Here is a 26,735-nt window from a genome sequence, read left to right as displayed (position 1 = left end):
CATCTTGTGTTTTGGTTGTCATTTGAGTTGATACATAAATGTCCAATAAAAATACCCGAACCGTCCTTCCCGGTGGCCGCCGGCCCATGCCGGCTTTTCAACGGCTTGCCGGTACCGCTATGATGCGGCCATGACGTTATCAACAGAGCATGATATGGCTTCGACCATCCTTGCCGGGCCCATATTGCGCCGGGCGAGCACCGAGCGGCTGGTATTCTGGCTGGCCAGCCGTGAGCCGGTGCGGTTCCGGCTGTTGCTGGACGGGCGTGCCCCTCTTTCCTTGGACGGCGAGCAGCAACAACAGTTGCGGGTGGGGGAACGCTGCTTTATCCAGTTGCTGGACCTGCCCCTGGAACAGCCGCTGCCGCCGGATACCCTGATCCCCTATGATTTGCAGTGGCGGCGGGAAGGCGAAAGCGACTGGCACGGCCTGGCCGACTGGGCGCCGGATCTCGGCTACGGCGAGGGCGAGCTGCCCAGCCTGGTGGTGCGCGGCCGGCTGGACGGCCTGCTGCACGGTTCCTGTCGCAAGCCGCACCATGCGGCCCCCGATGGTCTGGTGGCCGCCGACGCCTGGCTGCACCAATGCCGGGAGCGGCCGCTGGAACGACCGGCGGTGCTGATGCTGAGCGGGGATCAGGTGTATGCGGACGACGTGGCCGGCCCCATGCTCACCGCCATCCACCAGTTGATAGAGGAACTAGGGCTTTACCCGGAAACCCTGGAGGGGGCCCTAGTGGCCGACAGCGCCGGCTTGTTTGCCAGCCCGCAGAACTACTACCGGCGGCACGAGCTGCTGCCCGACAGCAGGGCCAACGTGCCGTTGCGCGAGCGCTTCTTCGAGGGCGTGCGCAAGCCGATCTTCACCACCAGCAGCGCCGACAACCACCTGATCACCCTGGCCGAGGTGCTGGCCATGTACCTGCTGGTCTGGTCGCCGGAGCCCTGGCGCCTGCTGCCCGAGACCCGGCCCGAACTGGCAGGGGAGCTGGCGCAGCGCTACCAGGGGGAGCGGGAGCGGCTGGTGGCCTTTGTCGAGGGCCTGCCGGCGGTGCGCCGGCTGCTGGCGCACCTGCCGACCCTGATGATCTTCGACGATCACGACGTCACCGACGACTGGAACCTGACCGCTGCCTGGGAGGAGAGCGCCTATGGCCATCCCTTTTCCCGGCGCATCATCGGCAACGCCCTGGTGGGGTACTTTATCTGCCAGGGCTGGGGCAACGATCCGGATGCCTTCCGGGGCGAGCCCATGGCCCTGCTCAAAGCCTGGTGCGAACGGCCGGAGGCCGGGCGGCAGGACGCCCTTATCGATCATCTGCTGCGCTTCGAGCGCTGGCACTACCGCCTGGACACCAGCCCCAGGCTGTTGGTGCTGGACACCCGCACCCGCCGTTGGCGGGCCGAGTCCAACTTCGGCAGCCCGTCGGGGCTGATGGACTGGGAGGCACTGACCGAGCTGCAGGGGGAGCTGCTGCACCAGGACGCCGTGGTGATCGTCTCGCCCACGCCGGTGTTCGGGGTTAAGCTGATCGAGGTGATCCAGAAGGTCTTCACCTGGTTCGGAAAACCGCTGCTGGTGGACGCGGAAAACTGGATGGCGCACCAGGGCACCGCCAACGTCATCCTCAATATCTTCCGCCATGTCCGCACCCCGGCCAACTACGTGATCCTGTCCGGCGACGTGCACTACTCCTTCATGTACGACATCCGGCTGCGCCACCGGCGTGGCGATCCCCATATCTGGCAGATCACCAGCAGCGGCATCAAGAACGAGTTTCCGCCCCGGTTGCTGGACGTGCTGGACCGGCTCAACCGCTGGCTGTATTCGCCCCGCTCACCGCTCAACTGGTTCACCCGCCGGCGGCGGCTGGAAATAAGCCCTCACCCGCCGGTCGGCGCGGCCCGTGGCGAGCGGCTGCTGAACCGGGCCGGCATCGGCCATGTACGCTTCAACGAGCAGGGCGAGCCGGTGCTGGTACAGCAGATCACCGCCGAGGGGGTGGTGGATTTCCTGAATGAAGCCATGGCTGCGCCGGCGGGCGGCTCCCTGCCCGAGCGGTCCGTGCAGCGCTGAGCCGAGCCAGTAAGCCTGCCCGGCGTAGGGGATGGTCAGCCCGGCCCCAGGGGCTGGCCGTGGCTGAACTCCACGTAGTTGCCGTTGGGATCCCTGACGCCGCAGTAGTAGCCCACCGGGTAGGGCTCGTCCCGGGGCGGCCAGACCAGGCAGCCCGCGGCCCTGGCCCGGGCGGCGAGGGCGTCCACCGCCTCGCGGCTGGGCAGGGCGAAGCCGAAGTGGCGATAGTCGTGGGGCGACAGCTGCAGATCTTCGCCGCCGTTCATCAGCACGAAGATGAAGTCCTGCTCCCGCTCCGGCTCGGCCAGCCAGACGATGGTCTGGTGGCCGCTCTCGCGCCTGTGGGTTTCCACCATGCCGCAGAAGCCGCAATAAAAGCGGATGCAGGCCTCGATATCCCGCACATGCAGGGCGATATGGGTCAGACGGGGATAATGGGGGGCGACGTTCATCTCGGGTTCCTCCTGCCGGGTGCCTACCCTGCTGAGTATGGCCGCCGGTTCGCGCTCCCGCCAAAGGGCCGGGGGCGGGTGCGCTCGCCGGCGGCGGCTGTTAAAGTAGCCGGGTAACCCACAACCGATAACGAAAAAAAGCATGAGCAAGATCACCGGAACCCTGGTCAAGATGCCGGCCAGCCTGGCCGAGCCCGTGGCCTACCAGCTGGCCCTGGGCGAGCACAGGGTGGAACTGAACGCCCTGCTCGGCCAGCCGCTCATCCTCGGCTACACCGGCAACATCTACTGCGACGCCTGCGGCCGCAAGACCAGCAAGAGCTTCGCCCAGGGGCACTGCTTTCCCTGCATGAAGAAACTGGCCCGCTGCGACATGTGCGTGATGAAGCCGGAGACCTGCCACTATTTCGAAGGCACCTGCCGCGAGCCCGAGTGGGGCGAGCGCCACTGCATGGTGCCCCATATCGTCTACCTGGCGAATACCTCCGGCCTCAAGGTGGGCATCACCCGGGCCAGCCAGGTGCCCACCCGCTGGATCGATCAGGGTGCGACCCAGGCGCTGCCCATCCTCCGGGTGGCCACCCGCCAGATCTCCGGCCTGGTGGAAGTGGCCCTGGCCGAGATGGTGGCCGACAAGACCAACTGGCGGGCCATGCTCAAGGGTGACGAAACCCCGCTCGACCTCAAGGCCGAGGCCGCCCGTCTGCTGCCGGAAATTAAGGAAAAACTGGCCGAACTGGTGCTGCGCTATGGCGAAGAGGCCATCACCCCGCTCGACGAGCCGGTGGTCGGGCTCAGCTACCCGGTGCTGGAGTACCCGAAGAAGATCGCCAGCCACAACTTCGACAAGAACCCGGTGGTGTCCGGCACCCTGCTCGGCATCAAGGGCCAGTACCTGATCTTCGACAGCGGGGTGATCAACCTGCGCAAGTTCACCGGCTATGAAGTGAGCCTGGGCTGAGGGACGCCGGCCGGCGGAGCGGTCAGGCGGTTGGGCAGGCCGGGTCGGGACGGGGAGCGGCCCGATACAGCCAGAGCCCCAGCAAGGCCAGTACCACCGAGGCCGAGGCGAGCACCAGATAGACGCTGTCCAGCGCGCCGGTGGCCTCGCGCAGATAGCCGGCCAGCAGGTTGCCCAGGGTGCCGCCCAGGCCGAACGTGACCATGCAGATGCCGCTGATCTGCATGGTGGCGGTCGACGAATAGCGCTGGCCGACCCAGCCGGCCAGTATCCCCCACATGGGAAAATACATCAGGCCGTAGCCGAAGCCGGCCACCAGCGCGAAGCGCGCGGGATCCTGGACGAAGGCCAGCAAGCCCAGGGCAAAGCCGCCGAAGATCACCAGCAGTGCCAGCTCCGGCCCCTTGCGGTCGGCCAGCTTGCCGGTGAGCAGGCCGGCGACCATGCCGGTCAGCCCGACCGTGGTCCAGGTATAGCCACCGAGGGTGGCGGGCAGGCCCAGCTGATCCAGGTAGGTATTGAGCCAGTTGGAAAACGGCATGGTGGTAAAGCCGACCAGAAAGCAGATCAGGCAGGCGCACAGGGCGGTGCGTTCACCACAGATGGTCGCCAGCAGCCGGGTCACCGGTATGGCGGCAACCGGCCCCCCGCCTGGCGTCGCCGGCTGGCGCTTTAAGGTCCGCAGCATATGCCAGGTGAGCCCCATGACCAGCAGGCCCATCAATCCGGCCAGCTGCCAGCCCCGTTGCCAGCCCAGGGCCGGGACCACCAGCAGGATCAGCAGGCCGTTGAGGCCGTATCCCCAGGCGGTGCCGCTGGAGATGGTCGACAGGCAGCCCGAGCGCTGTTCGGACCCGGCATGGCGGCTGACGATCTCCACTATGCTGCCCCAGCTGATGGCGGCACTGGCCGCCAGGCAGGTGAGGGCCAGGATGATCAGCCGCGGCTCCTGCAACTGCGACAGGGTAAACAGCAACAGGCTGGTGATGCCGCCGGTGGCCAGCGCCAGACGGGCGGTGCCCAGGCGGTGGCCAACCAGGCCCAGCAACAGGGCGCCCCCGAGGTAGGCCAGTTGGGTCAAGGCCCCGATGGTGGCGAGATGCCAGTGGCTCAGCGCAATGCTGTCCCGCATCATGGGCACGAGGGCGGCAAACAGAAACATGCCGAAACCGTGGCTGACAACCTGGTTCATTCCGAAAATAGCGGCCATGCGCATCTGGTGATCTCCCTGATCCGGTAACGGCGCTTATTGGCCGCGAGCCATCTTCTCTTCTTGCCAGTATTCGGTAAATCGATAAATATTGAGGTCTGTCTTCAATAAGGATGAAGTCTGCCGATGCGCGATTTACCCATTACCCTGCTGCGCACCTTCGCGGTGGTGGCGGAAACCCTCAACCTGACCGCGGCGGCAGGGCGGCTGCACCGGGCGCCGTCCACCATCAGCATGCAGTTGAGCCGGCTGGAAGGGCTGGTGGCGGCCGAGTTGCTGGAGCGCGGGCAGTATGGGGTCAGGCTGACCCCGGCGGGGGAGCAGCTCAGGACGCACGCCCATCAGCTGCTGAACCTGCACGACCGGATCCTGGGGTCTTTCCAGAATGCGGAGGTGGTGGGCAAGGTCCGCTTCGGTACCCATGATCAATACGCCACCCGCAGCCTGACTCCCCTGCTGGAAGCCTTTGTGCTCAATTATCCGGAGGCCCGGCTGGAAGTGCTCTGCGATCACCGGCCCCATTACCTGGCGGCCCTGGTCCAGGAGGGCAAGCTGGACATCGCCCTGGTGGAGATGCCGGCCCTGTCCGACGGGGGCCTGCGGCTGTGCCGGGACGAACTGGTCTGGGTATGCTCTGAGGCCCATGCGACCCACCGGCGGGAACCCTTGCCGCTGGCGGTGTTCGTCGAGGGCTGCTATCACCGGGAGTCGGCCTGCCAGGCGCTGGAGCACACCGACACCGCCTACCGTATCGCCTTTACCAGCCAGAGCCGGGCGGGCGTACTGGCGGCGGTGCGGGCCGGGATCGGCGTCGGGGTGATACCGCGCCAGACCCTGGAGCCGGGCCTGGTGGTGGTGGAAGAAGGGCTGCCGCCCCTGCCCAGGGCGGACACCACCCTGTTCGTGGCCGAACGGGCAAACGAGGCCACGGCCCGCCTGGCCAAGACCATCGAGGAGAGCCCGCAGTTCCAGCGTTATCGGGGCGAGCCGGCTGGTTGATACTCAATAGGTTTAATGGATAAGAAACCACAAAAAAGGGTTAGCGGCTGTTAACCTGCTAACCCTTGGTATTTGGTGGCCCCTGCTGGACTTGAACCAGCGACCGATCGATTATGAGTCGAGCGCTCTAACCAACTGAGCTAAGGGGCCAAAAGTGGTGCTGATTATAGGGAAAGCGGCTTAGGCTGTCCAGTCGCGGCGGGTTTATATCAGCTTGATTTTTAAGCGGTTGGCGCGCCGGTCGGCGGCCATGGAAAAGGGCGCCGCAGCGCCCTTTTCGTGGCTGCTGTGGCTTACTCGTCGAGGAAGCTGCGCAGCACCTCGGAGCGGCTGGGATGGCGCAGTTTGCGCAAGGCCTTGGCTTCGATCTGGCGGATACGCTCGCGGGTCACGTCGAACTGCTTGCCCACCTCTTCCAGAGTGTGGTCGGTATTCATGTCGATACCGAAGCGCATGCGCAGCACCTTGGCCTCCCGCGCGGTCAGCCCGGCCAGCACGTCGCGGGTGGCGGCGCGCAGGCTTTCGCTGGTGGCGGAGTCCGCCGGCAGGGACAGGGTGGTGTCCTCGATAAAGTCGCCCAGGTGCGAATCTTCGTCATCGCCGATGGGGGTTTCCATCGAGATGGGCTCCTTGGCGATCTTCAGCACCTTGCGGATCTTGTCCTCCGGCATGGCCATGCGGTGGGCCAGCTCTTCCGGGGTGGGCTCGCGGCCCATTTCCTGCAGCATCTGGCGGGAAATCCGGTTGAGCTTGTTGATGGTCTCGATCATGTGCACCGGGATGCGGATGGTCCTGGCCTGATCCGCGATGGAGCGGGTGATGGCCTGGCGGATCCACCAGGTGGCGTAGGTCGAGAACTTGTAGCCGCGACGGTATTCGAACTTGTCCACCGCCTTCATCAGGCCGATGTTGCCCTCCTGGATCAGGTCCAGGAACTGCAGGCCGCGGTTGGTGTACTTTTTGGCGATGGAGATCACCAGACGCAGGTTGGCTTCCACCATCTCCTTTTTGGCGCGGCGGGCCTTGGCCTCGCCGATGCTCATGCGGCGGTTGATGTCCTTGATCTGGGAGATGGTCAGGCCGGTCTCTTCTTCCACCTGTTTGAGCTTGCCGATGGCGCGCAGCACGTCTTCCGTTGCTTCTGCCAGCTTGGGCGACCAGGCCTTGCCGGCGCTCAGTTGCTGGTTGAACCACGCCTGCTCGCTTTCGTGGTGGGCAAAGGCCTGCACGAAGGTTTTCTTCGGCATCTTGCACTGTTCCACGCACAGCTTCATGATGATGCGTTCCTGCACCCGTACCCGCTCCATCATGTCGCGCATGCTGTTGACCAGGCGATCGAACTGCTTGGGCACCAGGCGGAACTGGCGGAATACATCGGCCAGGATGGCGATCTGCTCGGCGGCGGCGTCGGAGGTACGGCCATGGGCCTGGATGGTGGTGCGGGTCTTTTCGTACTGGGTACGCAGCTCGCCGAATTTCTCGCGGGCTACTTCCGGATCGGGACCGGAGTCGCCGTCGGAATCGTCCTCGTCTTCATCCTCGTCTTCGTCGTCGTCTTCGTCATCCAGCTCTTCTTCGCTCAGCTCGGAGCCGATGTGGGTGGCGGTGGGAGCGAGTTCATCGGCCTCGTCCAGATCGACAAAGCCGGAGATAATGTCGCTCAGCTTGATGTCGCCGGCCTCGAAGCGGTCGAACTGGTCGAGCAGGGAGGTGATGGCTTCGGGGTATTCGGCCACCGAGCTCTGTACCTGGTTGATGCCGTCTTCGATACGCTTGGCGATGTCGATCTCGCCTTCGCGGGTCAGCAGCTCTACCGTGCCCATTTCACGCATGTACATGCGCACCGGATCCGTGGTGCGGCCGATTTCCGATTCGACGGAAGCCAGCGCCTGGGCGGCGGCCTCGGCGGCATCCTCGTCGGCGGTGGTCTCCGACATCATGAGATCATCGGCATCGGGGGCGCTTTCCACCACCTGGATGCCCATGTCGTTGATCATCTGGATGATGTCTTCGATCTGGTCGGAGTCGACAATATCCTGGGGTAGATGATCGTTCACCTCGGCGTAAGTCAGGTAACCCTGTTCTTTACCTTTGGCAACGAGAAGCTTAAGCTGTGACTGCGGGGTTTGCTCCATAGAACTCGTCCGGTTAGATGTTGCAAGAGGGTGTAGGCATTAGGCACTCTTTTATGGCGCGCAAGTAGCCGATTATAACAAAATTTGACCAGGGTCGCTATGCTGGTCTGTGCTTGCCAACACGCCTCGCCTTCTTAACGGTGAGAGTGCTGCAACGCGCAATGGTTTCATCATTACCCGTGTTCCGGGCCTGTTTGTCGATCTTGGGGCGGTGTGCCCGTTTTTCAATTAGCCCCGTCTGGGCTGTTCTTACTTTCGGCTATCAATAGCTGCAATTCTTCCATCTCAGCGCGGGTCAGCCTTCCATTTGGAGTGCTGGCCTTTTTCTGCAGGGTTTCGATGCGCCTGGTCAGAAACTCGTTGATCAGCACCACGAAGATGTCCTGCAGCTCCTGCTCGATATGCTCGCCGGCGAACAACTCTTCCGCCATGGCCAGCCGCGCCAGGGCGGGCTCGGAGGGGTGTCCGCGCCAGTGTTCCAGCAGTTGGGCCGTGGTCATGTCGGGTTGGTATTGCACCTGGGCCAGTAGCTCCAACAACAACTCCATGCCCGGCAGCGGCAGTTCCCCCAGTTCGGGCATGGCCGGCAGCCTGGCCGCGGCAGCCGGATATTGTAGCACAAGGGCGATGGCCCGGCGAAGGGGGGTCAACTTTATCTTTTTCGCCCCCCGTTTCGGCGCCGGCTCGGGCGGCGGGGTATCGCCCCGGTTCAGCCGCACGAACAACTCCCGCACCCGCCGTTCGTTCTCGCCCCAGTTGAGCTGGCGGGAGAGACGGGTGATCAAGCCCTCGCGGGTGAAGCCTTCCGGCACCCGCATGATGGCCTCGGCGGCCTTGTGGGCGAGTTCGTGCTGGCCGGCGTCACCGGCCATGGTGTCCTGACCGAGTCGTTCGTACAGGAAGTCGCCGAAGTCCTGGGCCTGGTCCAGCATCTGCTCGAAGGCGGCGGCACCTTGCTTGCGCACCAGGGTGTCCGGGTCTTCGCCATCGGGCAGGAACACGAACTTCAGGCTGCGGCCGTCCTGCATCAGCGGCAGGGCGTTTTCCAGCGCCCGCCAGGCGGCCTCGCGCCCGGCCCTGTCCCCGTCGTAGCAGCAGATCACCTCGCGGGTGGTGCGAAACAGCAGTTGCAGCTGATCGGTGGTGGTGGAGGTGCCGAGGCTCGCCACCGCGTAGTCGATGCCGAACTGGGCCAGGGCCACCACGTCCATGTAGCCTTCCACCACCAGGATGCGGACCGGATTGCGATGGGCCTGGCGGACCTCGAACAGGCCGTACAGCTCCCGTCCCTTGTGGAACACCGGGGTTTCCGGCGAGTTCAGGTACTTGGGGGTGCCTTGTCCCAGTACCCGGCCGCCGAAGCCGATGGTGCGGCCCCGGCGATCGCGGATCGGGAACATGATGCGATCACGGAAGCGGTCGTAGACCCGGCCCTTGTCGTTCTGCAGCAGCATGCCGCCTTCGATCAGCTGCTGCTCCGCCTCCCGGCCGCGGGCGAACTGGCGCTTGACGCTGTCCCACTGATCCGGCACATAGCCGATGGCGAACTGCTTGACCACTTCGCCGCTCAGGCCCCGCCCTTTCAGGTAGGCGATGGCGGCCTGGGACTGCTTGAGCTGGACCTGGTAGAAGCGACAGATCTCATTCAGCTGGCCATAGAGATCCTGACGCACCGCCTTGGCCGCCACCTGCCGTTCGGGAGAGCCGCTCTGCTCCCGGGGCACCGTCACCCCGTGCATGGCTGCCAGTTCATCGATGGCGTCGAGAAACTCGAGGCCGTCGTATTCCATCAAAAAGCCGAGCGCGGTGCCGTGGGCGCCGCAGCCGAAGCAGTGATAGAACTGTTTGTCGGGGCTGACGGTGAAGGAGGGGCTTTTTTCGTTGTGAAAGGGGCAGCAGGCCTGGTAGTTCTTACCGGCCTTCTTGAGTTTTACCCGCTGATCGATCAGGTCGACAATGTCGGTGCGGGCCAACAGGTCGTCGATGAAGGATTGGGGGATTCTGCCTGCCATGGTTCACCGGGTATGGGAAAAAACAAAGCCGTGCATCGGATGAAGCACGGCCCGTTGGCAGGTGAGCAGCCGGATTAAGCCAGTTTGGCTTTGATAATGGCGCTGACCTTGCCCATATCTGCACGTCCCTGGATCTGCGGCTTGAGCACTGCCATCACCTTGCCCATGTCCTGCATGCCGGCAGCGCCGGTATCGGCGATGGCTTGCGTCAGCAAGGCATCCAGTTCGGCTTCGGTCAGGGGTTGCGGCAGGAATTCCTGCAGCACCGCTATTTCCTGGCGCTCGGTGTCGGCCAGATCCTGGCGACCAGCCTGCTCGAACTGGCCGGCGGCGTCTTTGCGCTGTTTCACCATCTTGGTGATCACCGCCACGATGCCGTCGTCATCCAGGGTTTCGCGGCTGTCTATCTCTTTTTGCTTGATCTCGGCCATCAGCATACGCAGAGTACCCAGGCGAGCCTTGTCTTTGGCGCGCATGGCGTTCTTCTGCTGTTCCGACAACCGGTCTTTCAAAGACATGAGATCAATAACGGCTTAGTACAGACGAGTGCGACGTGCGTTTTCGCGAGCCAGCTTCTTGGCATGACGCTTGACAGCGGCGGCCTTGGCGCGCTTGCGCTCGGTAGTCGGCTTTTCGTAGTGCTCGCGACGACGCACTTCGGACAGGATACCGGCCTTTTCGCAGGAACGCTTGAAGCGACGCAGGGCTACGTCGAAGGGCTCGTTTTCACGTACTTTAATTACTGGCATGTGCCTCTCACCTCGGTTAACTGGCCTGTCACCGACCAGCATGACTATAAAAAATGGTGCGAAATTCTACTCTGAAGCGGCCCCGCCTGTAAAGACCGGTCGCCCTTCACTGGTTAAAAAATCGCGGGCAGGGTAACATAGCCGCCATCTTTTCGACAGTGTTATTCATTCCATGCGCGTACTAGGTATCGAGACTTCCTGCGATGAAACCGGCATCGCCATCTATGACGACAAGCTCGGCATTCTGGCTCACCAGCTGTATAGCCAGGTCAAGCTGCATGCGGACTATGGCGGCGTGGTGCCGGAGCTGGCCAGTCGGGATCATATCCGCAAGACCATACCGCTGATCGAGGCTGCCCTGGTCCAGGCCGGTTGCGGCAAGGACGAGATCGACGGCGTGGCCTACACCGCCGGGCCGGGCCTGATGGGGGCGCTGCTGGTGGGCGCCACCATAGGCCGCAGCCTGGCCTTCGCCTGGGGCAAACCGGCGGTGGCGGTGCACCACATGGAAGGCCACCTGCTGGCACCCATGCTGGAGGAGCGGATACCGGCCTTTCCCTTCGTGGCCCTGCTGGTGTCGGGCGGCCATACCCTGCTGGTGCGGGTGGACGGCATCGGCCGCTACCAGATCCTCGGCGAGTCCATCGACGATGCGGCCGGTGAGGCTTTTGACAAGACCGCCAAGCTGATGGGGCTGGAGTATCCCGGCGGCCCGCGCCTGGCCAGGCTGGCCGAGCAGGGGGTTGCCGGCCGCTTCCATTTCCCCCGGCCGATGACCGACAGGCCCGGCCTGGACTTCAGCTTTTCCGGGCTCAAGACCTTTGCCGCCAACACCATAGCGGCGCAAGGCAACGACGAACAAACCCGGGCGGACATCGCCCACGCCTTCCAGCAGGCGGTGGTCGACACCTTGGCCATCAAGTGCAGGCGGGCCCTGCAACAGACCGGGCTCAACCGGCTGGTGGTGGCCGGCGGGGTCAGTGCCAACCTGTCGCTGCGCGCCCAACTGGCGGAGCTGATGGCGGGTCTCAAGGGGGAAGTATTCTACCCGCGCAACGAATATTGCACCGACAACGGTGCCATGATCGCTTTCGCCGGGCTGCAGCGGCTCAAGGCGGGGGAGTTCGAACCCCTGTCGGTCAGGGCACGGCCGCGCTGGCCGCTGGATGAGCTGGCGCCGGTCGAGTAAGGGCAAGGAGTGAAGCGTAAAGTGTGTGGAGATTGCCTCACTCCTTACTCCTCTTCCCTTATTCCTCACGGCCTCGCTTGAATCTGTCGATGATAGGCTCTTCCTGATGGTGGTAGAGCCGGCTGATATTGCGGTGGTGGCGCAGTATGATGAGGCAGGACAGCAGGGCCACCGCCAGGGTGTATTCCGGCTTGATGAAATAAACGTAGAGCGGGGCGAGCAGGGCGGTGATGAGGGACGCCAGCGAGGAATAGCCGAACAGTCCCAGGCTCACCAGCCAGGTCAGCAGCAGCAGCCCGGCCATGTCCATGCCGAGCGGCAGCAGGGTGCCGAGCGCCGTGGCCACGCCCTTGCCGCCGCGGAAGTGGAAGAACAGGGGGAACATGTGCCCCAGGCAGGCGGCCATGCCGATCAGGGCCAGGTAAAGCGGACCTATCCCCAGGAACCAGCCCAGATACACGGGCAGGGTGCCCTTGAGGATGTCGAGCAGCAGCACCCACACCGCCGCACTGCGGTGGCCGGTGCGCAGCACATTGGTGGCGCCGGGGTTGCCCGAGCCGTGGGCGCGGGGATCCGGCAGCCGGTAGAGCCTGGAGATCAGCACGGCGCTGGACACCGAGCCGCCCAGGTAGGCCAGGATGATCATAAATAAGGTGAGCGCCGTCATAATCGCGGTTTATACCCCGGGTTCAATCCGTTATCATTCGCGCGCCAGAAACCGGACCGAAGCGACCCGGTCGCCGAAGATAGCCACAGCTTAACAGAAGACAGAGACGATGGATAAAGTGTTTGTACAAGGCCTCGAAGTGCTGACCACCATAGGCGTTTATGAGTGGGAAAAGGGTATTCGGCAGAAGATCCGCTTCGATCTGGAAATGGGCTGCGATACCAGGGCCGCGGCCCGGGGCGACGACATCGACCAGGCGCTGGACTATGCCAGCCTGTCGAAAAAAGTCAGCACCTACGCCGAACAAAACCATGTGGAACTGGTCGAAACCATGGCCGAACACATCGCCCAGTTGATCTTGACCGAGTTTCCGGTCAAGTCGGTACGGGTGCGGCTGACCAAACCGGGCGCGGTACCCAACGCCGCCGGTGTGGGCGTGGAAATCGAACGTTTTGCCAGGGATTATGGGGTAAGCTGAGCCTTCATTAAAGCGTCATCGACGCCTGATAGCCTGCCGACCCATCCACCAACAGGAAGTACATCATGGAAGTGCAGGCCGTACTGCTCGCCCTGATCCAGGGGTTTACCGAGTTTCTTCCCATCTCCAGCTCCGCCCATCTTATCCTGCCATCGGTGTTGCTGGGCTGGCGGGATCAGGGCATGGCCTTCGACGTGGCCGTGCACCTGGGCAGCCTGTTGGCGGTGCTCTGGTATTTCCGGCGTGAGGTCGTCATCATGGCCTCTGCCTGGTGGCGCTCCCTCCGGGGGGACGGCCACAGCGCCGAGTCATGCCTGGCCTGGGGCATCATTCTGGCCACCATCCCCGCCTGCGTAGTGGGCCTGTTGTTCGGCGACTGGATCGGGGATCACCTGCGCTCCGGCTGGGTGATCGCGGTGGCCACCATCGTCTTCGGGCTCTTGCTGTGGTGGGCCGATCGCATGGCCCGGCTGCAGAAAACCGAATACCAGGCGGGTTGGCGCGGTGCCCTCTGGTTGGGCTGTGCCCAGGCCCTGGCGCTGATCCCGGGGACCTCCCGCAGCGGCATCACCCTCACCGCCGGCCTGATGCTCGGCCTCACCCGGCAGGCGGCAGCCCGTTTTTCCTTCCTGATGTCCATTCCCATCATTTTTCTGGCCGGCAGCCACCAGGCCACCGATCTGATCGGCAGCCAGGCGGTGATGTCCTGGTCGGCGGTAGGCGTGGGGGTATTGGTGTCCTTCGCCAGCGCCCTGGCCTGCATCCACCTGTTTCTGACCCTGCTCAACCGTATCGGGGTGCTGCCCTTCGTGCTCTACCGGCTGGGGCTGGGCGCCGTGCTGCTGTGGATGATGTCGGCTCAAGCCTGAGTCAGCCAGGCTTCCAGCTTTTGGCGGCGGGCGGCGGCGATGGCCTCGCCGATGGCCGGCCCCTTCAGCCCCTGGGCGACGAAAGGTCCGGCGGTGATCTGCCTGAGCTCGTCCAGCCATTGCCACAGCCGTTCCCGCTGGGGGTAGGGCCTGTGCTCGAATCCCTCGCGGCCCTGCAGATCCGCCTGGGCGCAGATCAGTAGCTGGGCGAAACGCGCCGGCTTGCGCCAGGCGTCGGTATGGTTGAACAGTTCCAGTATCGCCTCCGCCTGTCCGGGCGCGGGGGTAGCCAGCCGGTGGAACAGAATGTGCCAGCGGCTCATCAGTATGGCCAGTTCCCGGTGTTCGCCCGGCACCCTGAAGCGGGCGCACAAGGCCTCTATCGGGGCTATGCCCAGCTCGCCGTGACGATGGTGGCTGGGCCACTTCTCCCGGGGCGTCAGCGCCTTGCCGAAGTCATGGCAGAGGGCGGCAAAACGGCAGGGCAGGCTCCCCCCCAGCTCCGCCGCCCGTTTGAGCACCATCAGGGTGTGGATGCCGGTATCGATCTCCGGATGCCATTGCGCCGGGCCCGGCACCCCGAACAGGGCGCTCAGCTCGGGAAAAAGCTGGCCCAGGGCGTCGACCCGGCGCAGCACCTCGAAGTAGACCTGGGGATTGGCGGTGGCCAGGGCCTTCTCCGTTTCCTTCCATACCCGCTCCGGCGTCAGGGTTTTGAGCTCGCCGGCGGCGGCCATCTTCCGCATCAAGGCCTGCGTCTCGTCGGCCAGGATAAAGCCGAGATCGTGGAAACGGGCGGCGAAGCGGGCCACCCGCAACACGCGCAATGGATCCTCGGCGAAGGCCTCGGATACATGGCGCAACACCCGGTTATCGAGATCCTCCCGGCCGCCGTACGGGTCGTACAACCGGCCCTGTTGATCCTGGGCGATGGCGTTGATGGTCAGATCCCGGCGGCGCAGATCCTCTTCCAGGGTCACCTCGGGGCCGAAGTCGCAGATAAAGCCGGTGTAGCCGCGGCCGGACTTGCGCTCGGTGCGGGCCAGGGCATATTCCTCCTTGGTGTCGGGGTGGAGGAACACCGGGAAGTCCTTGCCCACCTGGGTATAGCCGAGCGCGAGCAACTGCTCCGGGGTGGCCCCCACCACCATATAGTCCCGCTCGCCGACCTCCAGGCCCAGCAGGGCATCCCTGACCGCGCCCCCCACCAGATATGTTTGCACTTTTGCCCCCTTGCCTTAATATGAGCCAGCCTGTCCCCAAAGGGATTCAAAAGAACTTTTACAGGATGTGTCGAGGGTATTGTCCCCAGTGATGAAAAGGATGTCACTTCCTATCTTGCCGCTTTTGTTGCTGAGTCTGCTGACAGGCTCGCTGCTGCCGGCCTTCGGTGGTACCGCCTGGGGCGGGACGGGCGCCGACGACCGGGTACCCATCTGCAGCGGCGGTACCCTGAAGTGGGTGTCCCTGGCCGAGTGGCAGGGTGAGCCGGCCACGGGCGAAGACCCATCGCACCCCATGGCGGAGCACTGCGATCAATGCCCCTGCTGGACCCAAATCCTCGATGCGGGCGCTCCCGAACCTGGCCTGCTCTTGCCCGCCAGGCTGGCCTTCTTTGGCGGGCTGCCCGGCGGTTATGTTCCGCCCCTCCGGGCGCCGCCGCGCTGGCCCGGTCTCGCTGCCCGCGCCCCTCCCGCCTTCCTCGCCTCCGTCTGATGTTGCCGCGCCCACCGCGCGTGCCCGTCTACCATTCATATTGATATCGAGGAAAGCGCATGACCATTATCACCAGAAACACCGCCCTGGCGGCGGCCCTGTCCTGCCTGTGGCTGCCGGCCGCGTCAGCCCATGTGACCCTGGAGCAGCCGACGGCCCAGCCCGGAGCCAGCTACAAGGCGGTGCTGCGGATACCCCACGGTTGCGAGGGGGAAGCCACCCATACCCTGAGGGTCAGGATCCCGGAGGGGTTTTACGACGTCAAGCCCATGCCCAAGGCGGGCTGGACACTGACGACGATCGAAGGGGACTACGCCCGGGCCTATGACAATCACGGCACGCCGGTGTCCCGGGGGGTGACAGAGCTTATCTGGTCCGGCGGCAAGCTGCCCGATAACTTCTACGACGAATTCGTATTCCGCGGGCGCTTCGCCGACAGCCTGCCGGCCGACAGTCGCTTCTACTTTCCTACCGTGCAGGAATGCGCCAACGGGGTGGCCCGCTGGATCGATACCTCGGGCGACGAGGGGAGCGACGAGCCGGCACCCGGCCTGACCCTGAAAGCGGGTCACCATCATTAACCGGAGCCGGGCTCTGGCCTGAACTCCCGGGGGCGGCGTGGCCGCCCCCGCTGTTATCCGCTGGCTGAGATGCTCATGTCGATGAAATCGAGCGCCCTGCTGCCCTGGCTGGGACTGCTGCTGCTCCTGCTGGGCAGTGGTGGCGCCCGCGCCCACGCCGTGCTGTTGCACAGCATACCGGCAGAGGGCAGTGTAGTTGGCGAATCGCCAGCCTGGCTGGCACTGCACTTTAGTGAAAGGGTCAGCCCCCTGGTGCTGACCCTGATTGGGCCGGATGGCGAGCCGCAGCGGTTGGAGGGTGTGGCGCCTGCGCAGCAACTGCGGATCACGTTGCCGGCCGCCCTGGCCCCGGGCAACTGGCTGCTCAGTTGGCGGGTGGTGTCCGCCGACGGCCACCCCATAGCGGGGGCGCTGGCGTTTGCCGTCGGTATGCGAACCGAAGCGGAGTTGATGCCGACGACGGCCGACAGCCATTATCTCGCCATCTGGAGCGCCCGGGTGGCGGTCTATCTGGGGTTGATGCTGGGGGTCGGCGGTGCCTGCGCCTCCCTCTGGCTCGGCACCGGGCCATTGCGCCCGGTCGTTGCCGCGCTCTGGCTGGGAGCGGGGGCCTTGCCGCTGTCGTTCGGCCTGCAGGGGGTGGATGCCCTGGGCCTGCCCCTGAGCGGCCTGCTGGCCTCGCCCGGCTGGCAGGCCGCCATGGCCACCAGCTATGGTCACAGCGTCGGACTGGCCCTGCTGGCCCTGGCCGGTGCCGGCGGCACCCTGTGGCTGCGACGTCATTCAACAGCCATTGCCTGGCTGCTGTCGGCGGTGGTCGTGCTTTTGCTCGGGCTGGCGTTTACGGTCAGCGGCCATGCCGCCTCGGCCGAGCCCCGCTGGCTGAGCCGCCCGGCGCTGGGGCTGCATGTGCTGATGGCAATGCTGTGGCTGGGCGCCCTGCCGCCGCTCTTTGTGGCCTTGGCCAAGCCGGGAGCGGACGCCCGGCGGGTGCTGGAGCGCTTTTCCCGCTGGGCTCCCTGGATGCTGGCGGCGTTGGTGTTGTCCGGCGGCGTCCTGGCGGTGATACAACTGGGACACTGGCGCGCCCTGGCACTGCCCGGCTACAGCCGTATCCTGCTGCTGAAGCTGACACTGGTAGCTCTGGTGCTGGTGCTGGCCGCGTGGAATCGCTGGCGCCTGACCGCCCGGGTGCAGCGGGGAGAGGCTGCCGCTCGGCTGGCCCTGCGACGGCTGATCCGGCTTGAACTGGCGCTGCTGGTGATGGTGCTGGGGCTGGTGGCGGCCTGGCGTTTTACCCCGCCGCCCAGGGCGCTGCTGTCGCCGGGGCAGGTGCAGGTGGTTGTGGTCGCCGCCGGGCTGCGGGCGGAGCTGACCCTGTTTCCGGACAAGGCCGGTCCGGTACGGGCCGACATCCTGCTGCGGGATGACCAGGGGCGGGAGGTGGAGGCCCGCGAGCTCGGCCTGCTGCTGTCCCATGCCCAGGAGGGCATAGCGCCGTTCCGCCGTCGGGCACTGCCCCTGGCGCCGGGGCACTGGTTGTTGGAGGAGCTGCCGTTGCCGGTGCCCGGCGACTGGTCGGTGACGGTGGAAGTGCTGGTCAGCGACTTCGAACGAATCCGCCTGACCGGCAGCCTGCGGCTGGCGCCCTGAGACCATACACCAAAGGCGCCGAGGCGCCTTTCGGCCTGGAGTCAAAGCCGTTGTCATGACCACATAAGTCGGCCAAAGGGCCAGCTCCGCCGACACGCCGTAAACACATCCACGTGGGCTCGAAATGCCATCCATGGCATTTCATGGTCGGCGGAGCCGTTCCCTTTGTCCGCCTGTTTGGCATGGGTGCTGCCCGTATAGGTACATCCGAAGGTTTGCCAGCAGTTTGCTTTTGTTATTATCTCCGGCTTCCGGCTTCCGGCTTCCGGCTTCCGGCTTCCGGCTTCCGGCTTCCGGCCTGGGCTCAGCCTTCCCCCAGGGACAGCAGGGTGGCGTTGCCGCCGATGGCGGTGGTGTTGTTGGTAACGGTCTTCTCGGTGATAAAGCGGCTCAGGTAGTGGGGGCCGCCGGCCTTGGGGCCGGTGCCGGACAGGCCCTGGCCGCCGAAGGGCTGCACACCCACCATGGCGCCGATCTGATCCCGGTTGATGTAGACGTTGCCCGCATCCACGGATCTGGCCACCTGCTCGGCAAAGGACTCGTTGCGGCTGTGGATGCCCAGGGTCAGGCCGTAGCCGGTGCCGTTGATGTCATCGATCACCTTGTCGATGTCCTTCGCCTTGAACCGCACCACATGGAGTATGGGGCCGAACTGCTCCTTTTCCAGCTCATTGATGCTGCCGATTTCCAGCGCCGTGGGCCGGACGTAGAAGCCCTTGTTGCAACAGTCGCCCATGGGGGCCTCGGCGATGATCCGCTTGCCTTCGGCCTTCATCCGCGCCAGGTGCGCCTCCAGCCCGGCCCTGGCGCCCTGGTCAATCACCGGGCCCACGTCGGTGGACCAGAGCGCGGGATCGTCCACGCTCAGCTCCATCATGGCGCCCTTAAGGATCTCCAGCACCCGCTCGGCGATGTCTTCCTGCAGATAGAGCACCCGCAGGGCGGAGCAGCGCTGGCCGGCACTCTGGAAGGCGGCGCGCAGCACGTCGCGCACCACCTGCTCGGGCAGGGCGGTGGAGTCCACTATCATGGTGTTCTGGCCGCCGGTTTCGGCGATCAGCGGCACTATGGCGCCCTGGCGTTTGGCCAGGGTCAGGTTGATCGTCTGGGCGGTGTCGGTGGAGCCGGTGAAGCAGACCCCGGCGATGCGCGGATCCTGGGTGAGGGCCGCGCCCACGGTGGCGCCGTCGCCGGGCAGCAACTGCAGCACCTCGGCGGGAATGCCGGCCTGGTGTGCCAGGGTCACCGCCAGGTGGGCGATGAGCGAGGTCTGCTCCGCCGGCTTGGCCAGCACGGTGTTGCCGGTGACCAGGGCGGCCCCCACCTGCCCGAGGAAGATGGCCAGCGGGAAGTTCCAGGGGCTGATACAGACGAAGGGCCCCCTACCCTGGGCATGGAGCAGGTTCAGTTCGCCGGTGTAGCCGGGCAACCGGGTGGGCTCGGCCATCAGGCGGCGGGCTTCAACGGCATAGTAGCGGCAGAAGTCCACCGCCTCGCGCACCTCGTCGATGCCGTCCTGCAGCAGCTTGCCCGCTTCCCGGGTACAGAGGGAAACAAACTCGGTGCTATGGGCCTCCAGCAGCTCGGCCAGCTTTTCCAGCGCCCGGGCGCGTTGCTCCACCGGGGTGTCGCGCCAGCCCTTGAAGGCGGCCCGGGCCCGGCCCACCGCCTGCTCCACCGTTGCCTGGTCGGCAAACCACACCTGGCCTACCTGCCGGCCCTGATCCTGGGGGCTCAGTACGGCGCTGGCGGTGCCGTTGGTCAGGGTCTTGCCGCCGACGATGGGGCCAGCCTGCCACTGCTTGTCGGGCAGTTTGGTCAACTCGTTGAAGAAGGGGGTGCGCAGATCTTCGACATTCATGTTCAGGCCCCGGGAGTTGATGCGGTCCGGGAAGATGGCCAGGGGCAGCGGTATCTTGTCGTTGGCCAGCCTGGGGCACTCGCCGAGGCTGACCAGCGGATGGGTGATCAGGGTATCGATGGGGGTATTGGGGTCCACCAGCTTGTGCACAAAGGAGGTGTTGGCCCCGTTTTCCAGCAGCCGGCGCACCAGGTAGGGCAGCAGATCCTTGTGGGCCCCCACCGGGGCATAGATGCGGCACACCAGGCCGGGGTTTTCCTTCAACACGGTGTTGTACAGCTCCTCGCCCATGCCGTGCAGGCGCTGGAACTCGAAGCGGCGTTCCCCCGCCATGGCCATTACCGACACCACGGTGTGGGCGTTATGGGTGGCGAACTGGGGATAGATGGCGGCCCGGGTCGCCTCGCTCAGCAGGTAGCGGGCACAGGCGAGATAAGACACGTCGGTGCCGGCCTTGCGGGTATAGACCGGGTAGCCGTCGATGCCGGCCTGCTGGCAGTGCTTGATCTCGCTGTCCCAGTAGGCGCCCTTCACCAGCCGTACCGGGATCTCGTCGCCCTGCTCCCGGGCCAGGGCGGTCAGCCAGCACAGCACCGGCAGGGCGCGCTTGGAATAGGCCTGCACCACCAGGCCGAGCCCGCCCCAGCCCCGGTTGACCTCGGAACGGTACAGGGCCTCGAACAGATCGAGCGACAGCTCCAGCCGATCCATCTCCTCCGCGTCGATGGTGATGAACACGTCCAGTTTGCGTGCCTCTTCCAGCAGTCCCAGCACGGTGGCATGCAGCTCGCTCAGCACCCGCGTCCGGCTGGCTTCCTCGTAGCGGGGATGCAGGGCGGACAGCTTGATGGAGACGGAGGGACGCGGCACCGCCGGGTTGTTGAGCTGCTCGGCGCCCACGGTGGCGATGGCCTTGGCGTAGTCGGCGCGGTATTTCTCGGCGTCGGCGGCGGTCATGGCCGCTTCGCCCAGCATGTCGTAGGAATGGGTGTAGCCGAGTTCGCGGGACTTGCGGCTGGCCTTGAGTGCCTCCTTAATGTCCCGCCCCAACACGAACTGCTTGCCCATGATCTTCATGGCCGCGTACATGGCGGAGCGTACCACCGGCTCGCCCAGGCGGTTGATCATGCGGCCCAGTACATTGGCCGGGTTGCCGTCCAGTTTTTTGTCCATGCGCACTATCTTGCCGGTCAGCATCAGGCCCCAGGTGGAGGCGTTGACCAGGGTGGAGTCGCTCTGGCGGAAGTGCCTGGCCCAGTCGGCGCCGGACAGCTTGTCCTTGATCAGTTCGTCGGCGGTATGGCTGTCGGGGATGCGCAGCAGGGCTTCGGCCAGGCACATCAGGATAATGCCCTCCTGGGTGTCCAGGCTGTATTGCTGCAGGAAGGCGTCGATGCCATCGCCGCCGTCGCTTTCCGCCCGTACCTTGGTCACCAGGCGCCGGGCCTGGTCGGTGATGCGGGCCAGGGTCTGGGCGTCGGCCGGCACCTGCTCCAGCAGGTCGGCCAGGTAGCCGTTTTCATCGACCACGTAGTTTTGGGTAATGTCCCGGCGCAGGGCCGGCAGGTCGCGGGGGGCGTAACCGGGAGCGAAGACGGTGGCGGCATTGAACATAGCGACACTTCCTGAGGTTGGGGAGCCGTGGCGGCGGGCCAGTAACAGTGGGCGCGTCGAGGGGCGCAATAGCTACGATCGTCCGCCCTGTTTGCCTGTTAAAGATAGCCGAGCAGGGGCGGCAGGGAACAAGGAGCAACAAAAAAGCGCCACCAGGGCGCTTTCGGGGACGGGGCTGATGGCATCAGTTCATCCAGCGGCCCTGCTTGCGCTTGCGGCGCAGGGGGATCAGCGGCAACAGGAAACCGACCAGGGCCCCGGCGCCGGCCACCAGGCCGCCGCGCAGCAGCCAGTCCATCCGCATCTGGTGCTCTCTGTCGTCCATCAGGCTGCTCAGGCGGCGATTGTCCGCCGCCAGTTGGTCGCTGGTCTGGCGCAGTTCGGCAAGCTGGCGATGCAGCTCGCTCAGCTCCTGCTCCTGCTGCTGCAGCCGTTCGGTCTTGTCCTGCACATCCTGGCGGTGGCGTTCGTCGGCGGTGGCCAGTTGCTGTCTGGTGTCCGCCAGCTGCTGCTCGAGGGCCGGCAGCCGGGAGCGGAAGCTCTCCTCGGTCTGCACGAACTGGCCGTCCACCCAGCCGGTGCGGCCGTCCTTGTCCCGGATCTGCACATACTTGCTGTCGGCATTGCGGCTCAGGTACTCCACCGGCTCGCCGGCATTGATGGAGCCTAGGATGCGATACTGGTTGCCGGGGCCGGTATGCAGAAAGGCGTAGACGTTGTCGGAAATATAACGGGTGGCGGCGTCGGCATGGCCGAGCCAGGGCAGGCTGCACAGCAGCACCAACAGGAATTTCGCTTTCACCTGGGGTTCCTTCACTCTCATCGATGACGCCATGGTAATAGGCGTGGCATCGGAGAACAAGAACAAGGGGGCCTGCAGGCCCCCTCGATCAGACGAACATCCACTGGATGATGTAGAAGAAGACGATGGCCAGAATGGCGCCGGCGGGCAGGGTGACTATCCAGGACACCACTATATTGCGCAATACGTTAAGGTTTAGGGCGGCAATACCCCGGGCCAGGCCGACCCCCATCACCGCCCCTACCAGGGTCTGGGTGGTGGAGATGGGCAGGCCGGTACCGGATGCGATCACCACTGTCGCAGCCGTGGCCAACTGGGCGGCAAAGCCGCGGCTCGGGGTCAGGTGGGTGATGCCGGTGCCCACGGTGGCCATCACCTTGTGGCCCAGCGATGCCAGGCCGATGACGATGCCGATGCCGCCGAGTGGCAGTATCCACCAGGCGATGGCCGACTTGCTGGCGATCTGACCGGCGCTCTCCACCGTGCTGACCACCGCCGACAGCGGGCCGATGGCATTGGCCACGTCGTTGGAGCCGTGGGCGAAAGCCATGGCGCAGGCGGTGACCACCATCAGGATGCCGAACACCTTCTCCACGTTGGAGAAGTGCATGTCCTTGTCGTCCTGGGGATTGTACTGCTGGCGCTTGATATAGAAGGCGCAGATGATGGCGCTGACCAGGGATACCAGCACCGACAGGCCCCAGCTCTGGGCATTGGTCATGTCCAGGCCCACGTGGCTCAGGCCCTTCTTCAGGGTCACCAGGCAGATCACCATGACGGTGAGGAAAATATAGACGGGCACATACTTCTTGGCCGCCGCCAGCGGGCTGTCGGCGTTGAAGATCAGGCGCTGTACGCTGATGAAGGTGAAGTAGGCGAGCAGGCCGGACAGGGCCGGGGTCACTATCCAGGAGCCGACCACGCCACCGAGTTTACCCCAGTGCACCGCCTCGGAACCGAGCGACACCAGGGCGAAGCCGACGATGGCGCCGATGATGGAGTGGGTGGTGGACACCGGCCAGCCGAAGTAGGAGGCCAGCAGCAGCCAGGTACCGGCGGCCAGCAGCGAGGCGATCATGCCAAACACCAGCTGGTCGGGGGCATCGGTGAAGGCGTCGGAGTCGATGATGCCGCTGCGGATGGTGGAGGTCACTTCGCCGCCGGCCAGGTAGGCGCCGGCAAACTCGAAGATCATGGCAATGATGATCGCCTGCTTGATGGTCAGCGAGCGGGTACCGACGGAGGTGCCCATGGCGTTGGCCACATCGTTGGCACCTATGCCCCAGGCCATGAAAAAGCCGAAGACGGCCGCCACCAGGATCAGCGTGGTGCCGTAGTTAGCGATGATATCCATTTATATACCTTGTTGTTTCGCTCAGGAACGGGACAGCATCAGCTCTAAACGGGAACCTACCCGCTCGGCCTGGTCCGCCAGATCTCCGACCCATTCAAGGATCTTGTACAGGAAGATGATGTCGATGGGGTTGTAGCCGTCTTCGATGGCCTGCAGCTGCTTGCGCAGCTTGGCCTGCATGACGTCGGTATCGTCCTCGATCAGGTCCAGCTGGTGGATCATGTCGGTGACCAGGTCCATCTCCCTGCCCTTGAAGCCGGTTTCCAGCAGTTCGTCGAGCTCGTCGATGGCCTTGGCGGCCTGGGCGGTGGCGTCGATGCAGCGGCCGAGATAGGCCATGAAGGCGGTCTTGAGCTGCAGCGGGATTTCCATCTGGCGGCCCACGATGCGGCCGGAGATGTCTTTCGCCTTGTTGGCGATCTTGTCCTGCTGGGTCAACAGCTCCAGCATGTCGGTGCGGGCGACCGGCATGAACAGGCCGCGGGGGAGTTTGAGGCGGATTTCCCGCTTCAGGGCATCGGCTTCCCGTTCCAGCTGGGAGATGCGGCCCTGGATCTGTTCGGCCTTCTCCCAGTCCTGCTCCCACATGGCGTCGAAGAAGGGAACCAATTGCTGCGCAGCCTCATGGACTTTCATCACATGCTTCTGCAGGGGCTTGATCGGGGACTTGGCAAAGAGTCCCAAAATAGTATTTACTGGCATAGCCAACCCTGTGTCGGTGAAAAAACACTCGATACATCAATGTGGCGCGCATGGTAACTTAACTACAAAGGCAAGAAAACAGCATTTTTCATAAAACCGTCATGTCTCTCTGCTAGCGGTTTCTGCTTTTACTTTTAAATCAGAAGGTTGGTTTTCCGGACACCCTTATGGATACAGAAATAGAGATCAAGTTTCTTGTCTCACGCGATATCACCGACGCCCTGCCCGAGCTGTTGCAATCTTACCAAATCCTCAAGCACGACCGGCGGCACCTGGCCAACACCTACTACGACACCCCCGATCTGGCCCTGCGCCGGATGGACGCCGGCCTGCGCATCCGCAGCCAAGACGGCGCCCTGGAGCAGACCATCAAGCTGGCAGGCAGTCAGGTCGGCGGCCTGCATCAACGACCGGAATACAATGTCGCCCTGTCGTTGGGTCAGCCGGATCTGGCCCGGTTCCCCGTCCATATCTGGCCCGAGGGGGTCGACCCCGCCGCCTTGCAGCAGGCCCTGCAGCCCCTGTTCTGTACCGATTTCGTGCGCCGGCGCTGGCTGCTGGCCGGTGACGGAACCGAGATCGAACTGGCCCTGGACGAGGGCGAGGTTCGGGCGGGCGAGCGACGCGAGCCCATCCGCGAGCTGGAACTCGAGCTGGTGCGGGGGGATGCCTCCCTCCTGTTCGAACTGGCGGAAACCCTGGTCAGACATGGTGGCCTGCGTCTGGGGGCCGTGTCCAAGGCCCAACGGGGCTACCGCCTGGCCGGCCTAAGCCCCATGCCTCGGCTGCGGGCCCTGGCGCCGGCCGACTTGAGGGCGGAAGACGCCTGCGAGCAGGCCATGGTGACCTTGCTCCACCAGGGGCTGCGTCACTGGCAGTACCATGAAGATGGCTGGATGACCACGCCCGGCATCGACTGGCTGGTGCAACTGCGCGAGGGCGCCGCCCTGGTGCACCAGATCCTGCTGATGTTCGGCGAGCTGGTGTCGCACCGCATCAACAGCGGTTGGATCGACGATCTGCTGTGGCTGCAGCAACAGCTGTCCTGGCTGGACAGGGCCCAGATGCTGGCCCATCTCACCGCCGACAGGGGCCATTACCTGCGTCGGCTGGACTGCCAGAAGGCATTGCTGGCGGAACTGGCGCAGCTGCAGGCACGGCTGCCCGACGAGGAGCAGCTGCGGGAGCTGTTCTACGGGGCCCGCTATGGCCGGCTGCTGCTCAGGCTCACCCACTGGCTCTATCGCCAGGACTGGCGGGCCGGGCTGGAGCCGCGCCAGAGCGCCCAACTGGCCGCCCCCGTCGCCGGTCTGGCCCGGGAACGGTTGGAGGACAGCTGGCACACCCTGCGCCATAGCGCCCTGGGCGAGCCGGCACTCGACGGCGAGCGGTACATCCAGCAGAAGGGCAAGCTCAGGCGCAACCTGATGGTGGGGCTCTGCTTCAGCAGCCTCTACCCGGAGGAGGAACGGCTGGCCTTTCGGATGCCCTGGCTCGACATACTGCGCGGCATCGAGGATCTGGACAGGCTGTCGCCGCTGGAGGACGTGCGCGAGCGGCTGACGGCGGAGGATCGAGAGGAGCTGGACGACTGGCTGGCACGCAAGCGGCATTTCCTGCTGGAAGCGCTGGAGCAGTCCCGGGCCCAGGCCCTGTTGCTGGAGCCCTACTGGCGCTGAGGCTTAGCCTTCATCGAGCTGCTGGCGGCTGTAGGCCAGCAGCTCGTCCATCACCCTGTGCTTGATTTCCAGCTGCTGCTCGGGGCGCAGGCCATAGCGCTCGGCCAGGTAGGCGTAATCCTCGGGGCTGAGCGACACCGTCAGCCGGGGACGCTTGGGCTTGGCGGCGGTGGGCAGGGTCAGGATATGGCGGATCTGATCCGAGGGGCTCAGGCCGTTGTCCAGCGCCTCGCGCCGGATCTGGTACTGCAGCTTCTCGTCCATGTCGAAGGCCACCTGCACCGCCTTGGCGGCGCGCACCGAGCTCTGCCATTTTTCCGGTATCTTGCGCTGGCTCAAGGGCGGCCTCCCAGTTGCTGTTGCAGCCGGGCCAGTACCTGCTCGGCACTGTGGGGGCAAAGGGCCCTTGGCGCCTCGTCGGGCTCCGCGTCCTGATGCTGGCGTTGCTCCCGGGCGCGGATATCGGCCAGGGCCTGCTTGGCGTTGACCAGGGTCACCGCCGGGTGATGGCGGATGGCGGCCATGGTCTTGCGCACGCAGGCGGTGGTCTTGGCCATGGCCAGCTGGCGACACAGATCGTGGTAATGGCGCTCGGCACCGAGCCAGCGGTCATGGTAGTAGCGCCGCCGCCGGTGCAGCCGTTCGAGCTGTTGCCGGCAGTCGTCCTGCTCGTCTTCGGCGGCGGCCACCTCGGCGGCGAGCCGCCGGGCTGCCTGCTCCTCCCCACGGGAGAGGGCCGCCAGGGTGGCCCGCTCCAGCCCGGCCAGCCGCAGCGCCAGCGATGCCCCCCGGCCCTCGAGCCGGTCGATATCGGCCTTCAGTTGCCGGCACTGGCGCGCCAGCCCCTGCATGTGCTGCTCGGCATGGCGGCAGGCGCGCACCAGCTGGACACAAACCCTGTCCGGATCCAGGCTGCCGTCTTGCGGGTCCTGCAGGCTGCGCAGAACCTGGCCCAATACGCTCATAGCCCCGCCC

At 65.0% G+C, this 26,735-nt stretch carries 23 protein-coding genes, 1 tRNA gene and 1 pseudogene; 10 read left to right on the top strand and 15 right to left on the bottom strand.

From position 1 onward, the window contains the following. Window positions 1-154: 154 nt before the first annotated feature. Complete coding sequence (locus ACT7DK_RS16940; RefSeq protein WP_445401215.1) at window positions 155-2,077, top strand: alkaline phosphatase D family protein; 1,923 nt, start codon at window positions 155-157, stop codon at window positions 2,075-2,077. Between the two features lie 35 nt (window positions 2,078-2,112). Here the strand turns inward: ACT7DK_RS16940 and ACT7DK_RS16935 are convergent, their stop codons facing one another. Beyond that, window positions 2,113-2,529 (bottom strand): VOC family protein, encoded by a 417-nt coding sequence (locus ACT7DK_RS16935; protein WP_094038916.1) that lies wholly within the window; start codon window positions 2,527-2,529, stop codon window positions 2,113-2,115. 142 nt (window positions 2,530-2,671) lie between these two features. On the opposite strand from ACT7DK_RS16935, the gene ACT7DK_RS16930 reads away from it, so the two are divergent. Beyond that, entirely contained in the window at window positions 2,672-3,490 is an 819-nt protein-coding gene (locus tag ACT7DK_RS16930) for a DUF2797 domain-containing protein (protein WP_445401212.1), read from the top strand. A 22-nt stretch (window positions 3,491-3,512) separates the two neighbouring features. Here the strand turns inward: ACT7DK_RS16930 and ACT7DK_RS16925 are convergent, their stop codons facing one another. Beyond that, window positions 3,513-4,706: an MFS transporter gene (locus tag ACT7DK_RS16925; protein WP_445401210.1), complete on the bottom strand. Its 1,194-nt coding sequence runs from the start codon at window positions 4,704-4,706 to the stop codon at window positions 3,513-3,515. Window positions 4,707-4,826: 120 nt separating this feature from the next. Here ACT7DK_RS16925 and ACT7DK_RS16920 point away from each other — a divergent pair, with 120 nt between their 5' ends. Then, on the top strand, window positions 4,827-5,699 hold the full coding sequence (locus ACT7DK_RS16920; protein ID WP_445401208.1) for a LysR family transcriptional regulator: 873 nt from the start codon (window positions 4,827-4,829) through the stop codon (window positions 5,697-5,699). A gap of 73 nt (window positions 5,700-5,772) precedes the next feature. Here the strand turns inward: ACT7DK_RS16920 and ACT7DK_RS16915 are convergent. From ACT7DK_RS16915 to rpsU, 5 genes and pseudogenes are all read right to left on the bottom strand, one after another. Then, a tRNA-Ile gene (locus ACT7DK_RS16915) sits at window positions 5,773-5,849 on the bottom strand. A 143-nt stretch (window positions 5,850-5,992) separates the two neighbouring features. Then, a pseudogene (gene rpoD, locus ACT7DK_RS16910) lies at window positions 5,993-7,840 on the bottom strand (RNA polymerase sigma factor RpoD); the annotation flags it as partial. A 218-nt stretch (window positions 7,841-8,058) separates the two neighbouring features. Next, window positions 8,059-9,846: a DNA primase gene (dnaG, locus tag ACT7DK_RS16905; RefSeq protein WP_445401206.1), complete on the bottom strand. Its 1,788-nt coding sequence runs from the start codon at window positions 9,844-9,846 to the stop codon at window positions 8,059-8,061. Between the two features lie 74 nt (window positions 9,847-9,920). Then, a complete protein-coding gene (locus ACT7DK_RS16900; RefSeq protein ID WP_445401204.1) occupies window positions 9,921-10,364 on the bottom strand; it encodes a GatB/YqeY domain-containing protein in 444 nt (147 codons plus the stop codon). A gap of 15 nt (window positions 10,365-10,379) precedes the next feature. Further along, window positions 10,380-10,595, bottom strand: a complete 216-nt coding sequence (gene rpsU, locus ACT7DK_RS16895; RefSeq protein WP_014293599.1) for a 30S ribosomal protein S21 — start codon at window positions 10,593-10,595, stop codon at window positions 10,380-10,382. Between the two features lie 172 nt (window positions 10,596-10,767). Here rpsU and tsaD point away from each other — a divergent pair, with 172 nt between their 5' ends. Next, complete coding sequence (tsaD, locus tag ACT7DK_RS16890; RefSeq protein ID WP_445401201.1) at window positions 10,768-11,784, top strand: tRNA (adenosine(37)-N6)-threonylcarbamoyltransferase complex transferase subunit TsaD; 1,017 nt, start codon at window positions 10,768-10,770, stop codon at window positions 11,782-11,784. Window positions 11,785-11,842: 58 nt separating this feature from the next. Here tsaD and plsY read toward each other — a convergent pair whose 3' ends face one another. Then, window positions 11,843-12,451, bottom strand: a complete 609-nt coding sequence (gene plsY, locus ACT7DK_RS16885) for a glycerol-3-phosphate 1-O-acyltransferase PlsY (RefSeq protein WP_445401199.1) — start codon at window positions 12,449-12,451, stop codon at window positions 11,843-11,845. Between the two features lie 109 nt (window positions 12,452-12,560). Here plsY and folB point away from each other — a divergent pair, with 109 nt between their 5' ends. After that, a complete protein-coding gene (gene folB, locus ACT7DK_RS16880) occupies window positions 12,561-12,929 on the top strand; it encodes a dihydroneopterin aldolase (protein WP_445401197.1) in 369 nt (122 codons plus the stop codon). A 65-nt stretch (window positions 12,930-12,994) separates the two neighbouring features. Next, entirely contained in the window at window positions 12,995-13,798 is an 804-nt protein-coding gene (locus ACT7DK_RS16875; RefSeq protein ID WP_445401195.1) for an undecaprenyl-diphosphate phosphatase, read from the top strand. On the opposite strand, the gene ACT7DK_RS16870 is transcribed toward ACT7DK_RS16875, so the two are convergent. Further along, entirely contained in the window at window positions 13,789-15,021 is a 1,233-nt protein-coding gene (locus tag ACT7DK_RS16870) for a multifunctional CCA addition/repair protein (RefSeq protein WP_445401193.1), read from the bottom strand. The genes ACT7DK_RS16875 and ACT7DK_RS16870 overlap by 10 nt on opposite strands. Before the next feature lie 100 nt (window positions 15,022-15,121). Here ACT7DK_RS16870 and ACT7DK_RS16865 point away from each other — a divergent pair, with 100 nt between their 5' ends. The 3 genes from ACT7DK_RS16865 (at window position 15,122) to ACT7DK_RS16855 (ending at window position 17,748) form a co-directional block, all read left to right on the top strand. Continuing rightward, window positions 15,122-15,514 (top strand): DUF2946 family protein, encoded by a 393-nt coding sequence (locus ACT7DK_RS16865; RefSeq protein ID WP_445401191.1) that lies wholly within the window; start codon window positions 15,122-15,124, stop codon window positions 15,512-15,514. 59 nt (window positions 15,515-15,573) lie between these two features. Continuing rightward, the gene (locus ACT7DK_RS16860; protein ID WP_445401189.1) at window positions 15,574-16,095 is read left to right on the top strand and encodes a YcnI family copper-binding membrane protein; all 522 of its coding nucleotides are present in this window, start codon (window positions 15,574-15,576) and stop codon (window positions 16,093-16,095) included. A 75-nt stretch (window positions 16,096-16,170) separates the two neighbouring features. Then, window positions 16,171-17,748 carry a copper resistance CopC/CopD family protein gene (locus ACT7DK_RS16855; RefSeq protein WP_445401187.1) on the top strand — a complete coding sequence of 526 codons (1,578 nt, stop codon included), beginning with the start codon at window positions 16,171-16,173 and terminating at the stop codon, window positions 17,746-17,748. A gap of 304 nt (window positions 17,749-18,052) precedes the next feature. On the opposite strand, the gene putA is transcribed toward ACT7DK_RS16855, so the two are convergent. The 4 genes from putA to ACT7DK_RS16835 all read right to left on the bottom strand — a co-directional run bounded on the left by putA (window position 18,053) and on the right by ACT7DK_RS16835 (window position 24,081). Next, the gene (putA, locus tag ACT7DK_RS16850) at window positions 18,053-21,223 is read right to left on the bottom strand and encodes a bifunctional proline dehydrogenase/L-glutamate gamma-semialdehyde dehydrogenase PutA (protein WP_445401185.1); all 3,171 of its coding nucleotides are present in this window, start codon (window positions 21,221-21,223) and stop codon (window positions 18,053-18,055) included. Between the two features lie 184 nt (window positions 21,224-21,407). Next, window positions 21,408-22,025: a TIGR04211 family SH3 domain-containing protein gene (locus ACT7DK_RS16845; protein ID WP_445401183.1), complete on the bottom strand. Its 618-nt coding sequence runs from the start codon at window positions 22,023-22,025 to the stop codon at window positions 21,408-21,410. Between the two features lie 88 nt (window positions 22,026-22,113). After that, a complete protein-coding gene (locus tag ACT7DK_RS16840; RefSeq protein ID WP_445401181.1) occupies window positions 22,114-23,379 on the bottom strand; it encodes an inorganic phosphate transporter in 1,266 nt (421 codons plus the stop codon). Window positions 23,380-23,400: 21 nt separating this feature from the next. Then, complete coding sequence (locus ACT7DK_RS16835) at window positions 23,401-24,081, bottom strand: TIGR00153 family protein (protein ID WP_445401179.1); 681 nt, start codon at window positions 24,079-24,081, stop codon at window positions 23,401-23,403. A gap of 167 nt (window positions 24,082-24,248) precedes the next feature. Between ACT7DK_RS16835 and ACT7DK_RS16830 the strand changes: the two genes are divergently transcribed. Continuing rightward, window positions 24,249-25,760, top strand: a complete 1,512-nt coding sequence (locus ACT7DK_RS16830; protein ID WP_445401177.1) for a CYTH and CHAD domain-containing protein — start codon at window positions 24,249-24,251, stop codon at window positions 25,758-25,760. A 3-nt stretch (window positions 25,761-25,763) separates the two neighbouring features. On the opposite strand, the gene ACT7DK_RS16825 is transcribed toward ACT7DK_RS16830, so the two are convergent. After that, window positions 25,764-26,099 carry a hypothetical protein gene (locus ACT7DK_RS16825; RefSeq protein ID WP_094038897.1) on the bottom strand — a complete coding sequence of 112 codons (336 nt, stop codon included), beginning with the start codon at window positions 26,097-26,099 and terminating at the stop codon, window positions 25,764-25,766. After that, window positions 26,096-26,725, bottom strand: coding sequence for a hypothetical protein (locus ACT7DK_RS16820; protein WP_445401175.1), 630 nt, complete (start codon window positions 26,723-26,725; stop codon window positions 26,096-26,098). Before ACT7DK_RS16820 ends, ACT7DK_RS16825 begins: the two co-directional genes overlap by 4 nt. Window positions 26,726-26,735 lie beyond the last annotated feature (10 nt).

This window comes from Zobellella sp. An-6, from assembly GCF_052487945.1.
This window is presented reverse-complemented; position numbering and strand designations above follow the sequence as displayed.